Here is a 4,422-nt window from a genome sequence, read left to right on the forward strand (position 1 = left end):
GTGTAGGAAAATCGCAGCGTCCAATGCGTCAAACCCGCGCGCCGTGCGGGTTCGGATTAAATGAAAAGGCTCCTAGGCCCCCGTGGGAACAGGTCATCCCGTCCCGCGGCGGTGCAAACGGTGAGGCGGAATCGCGCTTCGCGATGTCCTAGCCTAAAGAACTGAAAGCTTGAGTTGGGATTTGTCGCGATGTGGTTTTTGCGGGAGCCAATGTGTCCGCAAGCTCGCTTCTCCGGACTCCTAGCCTGGATAGGGTGAAGATCTTGGGGCTCGTTCCGAACCCAACTAGGCGCGGATAACGTACAGCTGATTGTGCTGGCCACGGATGACCCTGTACAATCCATTCATGTAAGCTCCGGGCCGCGCAAACGGAGAATTAATCAATTTCCCACCCCAGCGGCTCCTTGAAGTCCTCCACGGTCAGGCTAAAGATTTCGTGGTCTTCCCACTGGCCCGCAATACACAGATACCGCGGGGCGCGACCTTCATAGGTGAATCCCAATTTTTTCACCACAGCCAGTGACGGGAGATTGTGCGGCATGATAGCAGCCTGGACCCGATGCAGACGGAGAATCTGAAAGGCAGCTTTCAGCATTCCCGACACCGCCTCGGTTGCGAATCCCTGTCCTTGAAAGCGGCTGTCAATCCAATACCCAAGGGTCGCGTTTTGCCACGCCCCTCGAACCACATTGGACAAGGCCACTCGGCCGATGATCCGCCCGTCCCATTCGACTGCCAAGGCATATCCCTGGTCATGTCCGGCCCGATCTCGATCTTGCGCGATGGCTTGCCGCTGCCCGTCCAGTGTAAAGAATGTTTCATTGCGAATGGGCATATAAGGGTGAAAGGCCGCCTGGTTGACCCGCTGAATTTCTAATAGAGCGGGCGCATCGGCCAGATTGAAGGGCCGCAGTCGAACCCGCGGCCCCCGAAGGGTGAATGCTTCACCACGCATGACACAATACCCCCATCGCTCATCCGTTGGTGGCCGGCGGGGCCGGCGGCACCCCGACCGGGTTCACGGTGACCAATGTCCCGTAGTGAACCTGGGCATAGATTTTCTGGGCCACGGAGGGCGGTACTTCCACGCACCCAAGGCTTTGAGGGAACCCATAGGACGCTCGCACGAAGCCGTGAACGGCATCCCCCCCTTTGAAATAGTTGATCCAGTATACGGGATCGGCATAAGGCACGCCGTTGGGGTTCTTGCCGCGCATAATCTGGAATTTCAACCGCTCGTAAACGGGGAAAGTGCCCAAATAGGTTGGCGTCGCGGGAATGCCGGTGTTGGCCAAGGTCTTCATCACCAGTTGGTTGTTAGACCAGAGTTCCAAGGTCTCGGGCTGGCTCTCGGTCACCGAGATGTAGGTGTACGGCCACGGACTCACCTTGTTTTGCAGCTGGTCCGCAAAAAGCGCCTTCCACACTTCGGGTCCCGCGATCCCATCAACCGGCAGATTGTTGGCCCGCTCAAATTGCATGATGGCACCCTTCGTGACCACCGACATGGCCCCGGGGGTCCACAACGCCTTTAATGCGCTGGGCAAATTATTGTACTTCCACTGAAACGATCCACTGGGCGGCGTGTAGATGGTGGCCATCAACGACGCCTCGGTGGCGGGGCTGGCTGCGGCTGGGGTCCAGGACACCGGCAAATAGCCTTGCTGGGCCAGCAATTGCTGAAGCCTGAGGACCGATCCGGGTGGCGTCGTCCACTTCAATGTCGTAGCGTGACCCAACACCGATCCCGCCCGCGACTCGGGACCCGCCACCCCACCAGGAATGGTGACAGCTACCAGTGCGCCGGGACCATAGCCATAGGAACTGGTCGGCGTAAAGGTAAATGTGCGGCTGTTCACGCGTTGCCAGGTTCCGCTTATCGTTGGCGACACCCGCCAGTTGGCCAAATGCGCGTGGGTGATGGTCTGGCTGAAGTGCACGGTTAACGGGCTGGTAGGCTGCACTTGGGTGGAGCCGGCCTCGGTCGCTTGAATGTAAGGAAGACTCTTCCACGTGATCTCAGCGCGTGGACCGGCGGACTCCCACGATCGGGCCGCAGCTGACACCTCAAGGATCCCCTGTTGGCCCGGGGCCGGCTTGGGCAAGGGCAGCGTTACGACGGACTCCGGTTGACGAAGAACCAGTCGATGCCACGTCCCCCCCGGCGTGCGGTACCGGACGCCTGTCACGGCCTCGTTGAACGGAATCTTCATGCCTCGCGCCAAGCCCCGCTGCACCGTGCGCACGGCCGGGTGCGGCAAGAACGGCGCCTTAACGGAAGCGATCGCGGAAGGGTGCTCCCAGGGAAGCCAACGGAGATATGCGGGACCAAGAATCTGGACTTCCACGTAGCCCGTTTGCCCCGCGGATATCCGACCGGTCGGCATCAAGGCGCCCCCGAACGGGGTCAACGCGTCCGTTTTGCCTTCATGATAGAAAATGGCACGGCCCACCCGGGGCTGAAGCCCCGTCAGGCGATACGAGATCAGACCAGCGCTGTTTTTCACAAAGGTAATGCCGGGCGACGCAAGCCATGCGGCGCCTGCCACGACGGCGGCTAGAGCCACAATCCCGAGCCCGATCACGGTGCGCGGACGATGTAATGTTATTCCTTGAAGCACGTCTCTTCGATGCGCATGAGCTGCCACGAGCTATCCTTCTTCCCAAATTACGGTTACTAAATAAACGCCGCAAGTTAGATCCATGTTGCACCATTAAACATAAAACCGACGAATTATTTGACGACATTGTTTGCGAAATTTCGCGAAGGGTTCCCACGTGGTCCCCGCTCAGTAAAGCGGTATAATGGATGGGCCTGCGCTTAGTCATGTTGAATGGTTTAGGAGGTCGAAGGGTTGAGTCATCGCCGTCAATGGGTTTTGGGCAGTATCGCCATTACCATTTGGTATGTTTGGGCCGCGATTCGGCTTATCCCCCCGCAACCGATGTTGGCGAATGCCATTCCGACCCACTGGTGGTCATGGGCGTATGCCCACTTGGCCTACACGGACATCTTCGCACTATACCACAACCACCAATTGTTCAATCATGCGCTGCCCTACATCCAAACCCCCATCGAGTACCCGGTGTTGATGGGGATCTTGATGTGGATTGCGGCGTGGGCAGGCTCAGCCTTGGGCTACTATCTCGTCACCGCCTTGTTCCTCTGGATGGCAGCGCTCTTGTTCTTCCGGTGGCTTGTTCAATGGTCCCCCAAAACGGCTTGGGGATTTAGCCTGACACCCATGCTGCTGACCTATGGTCTGCTCAACTGGGACGTAATTGGGCTCTGTCTTATGATGGGAGCCATCTGGCTTTTTGAGAGAGGCCGCTACAACGCCTCCGCGGTGACCTTTGCTGCGGCCGTGTTCTTTAAGTTTTTCCCCATCTTTTATCTCCCCTACATCGCGATTGCGCTCTGGCGGGACCATAAGCGAGACGTATTGGGACGAATGGTGGCCTGGTTTTTTGGGGTATCGGCCCTCATTAACCTGCCCTTTGCTGTCGCTAACCCGTCCAACTGGTCGCTGTTTTACAGGTTTAATGCCCAACGTCCCGTGTCCACCGATTTATGGAACAATGTTTGGATTCATCTGGCGTCCGTCCGGGCGGTCGACTTGATCTCGCTGCTCCTAGTGGTCGCCGTGTTTCTCATCTCGGCCCGCCACGTCTGGCGCGGAGGCTCTGTCTACCATGCCGCAGCCTTGCTGTTTGCCATTTTTCTTTTGGTTAACAAAGTCTTTTCCCCTCAATACATGCTGTGGCTCATGGGCTTTGGCATGATCGCCGAGTGGCCGCTCTGGACATTTGGTCTGCTCAGCGTGGGCGGCGTGGCAGACTACGTCAACTCCATGGCTATCTTGCACCTCTACAACGTGGGGGCGCGTTCGGCCAACTGGTATGCGGCCAACATCTATCCCCTAGGGCTTCTGCTCCGCTATCTGGTCATTGCGGCAAGTTCCGTGGGCGCAATTTTTAGCCGCCGCCAAGCCATCGAAGCTGACGTTCCGCAAACAAGCTCTCGAGGATCCGAGCTCCGATACTAAAGAATTTCCAGCAGAATGTGCAACCCCTGTCCGCTAAAACCGTTTGTTTTAGTAGCCTTAACTTGTTCATGGCGTCCGGTGCAGCGATGTGGGCCGAACGTTTAGCCCGGGCGGTCGGCATCAAAGTGAATAACCCGCAATCACGGGAGCATATTAACGGCGGGTGATGGATATGCGTCAAGTGAGCTTCTGGGCCCTTCTGGGAACGGGCGTCCTCGCATCCGTGCATGGTGTCCCGGGCCTATCTGGAGTGTCCCACGCGGTGAAAATATTGCATCTGCACCGCCTCTTGCGATGAAGGGGCTGTCCCAAAAGGGTCCAGATTCGGACCCGGAGGGGGCAGCCTCCTTCTTCTCGATTGACGCAAAAAACCGCA

Annotated in this window: 3 protein-coding genes; 1 reads left to right on the forward strand and 2 read right to left on the reverse strand. The window is 57.8% G+C overall.

The genetic code is table 11. The features are described from left to right. Positions 1-376: 376 nt before the first annotated feature. Together HIJ39_RS21600 and HIJ39_RS25015 are read right to left on the reverse strand one after the other, a co-directional pair. Positions 377-955: a GNAT family N-acetyltransferase gene (locus HIJ39_RS21600; RefSeq protein WP_169103109.1), complete on the reverse strand. Its 579-nt coding sequence runs from the start codon at positions 953-955 to the stop codon at positions 377-379. A gap of 19 nt (positions 956-974) precedes the next feature. Beyond that, positions 975-2,648, reverse strand: coding sequence for a L,D-transpeptidase family protein (locus tag HIJ39_RS25015; RefSeq protein ID WP_169103110.1), 1,674 nt, complete (start codon positions 2,646-2,648; stop codon positions 975-977). A gap of 207 nt (positions 2,649-2,855) precedes the next feature. Between HIJ39_RS25015 and HIJ39_RS21610 the strand changes: the two genes are divergently transcribed. Beyond that, complete coding sequence (locus HIJ39_RS21610; RefSeq protein ID WP_169103111.1) at positions 2,856-4,046, forward strand: glycosyltransferase 87 family protein; 1,191 nt, start codon at positions 2,856-2,858, stop codon at positions 4,044-4,046. Positions 4,047-4,422 lie beyond the last annotated feature (376 nt).

Source organism: Sulfobacillus harzensis, from assembly GCF_012933365.1.
In the GTDB taxonomy this organism is placed as follows: domain Bacteria; phylum Bacillota; class Sulfobacillia; order Sulfobacillales; family Sulfobacillaceae; genus Sulfobacillus_B; species Sulfobacillus_B harzensis.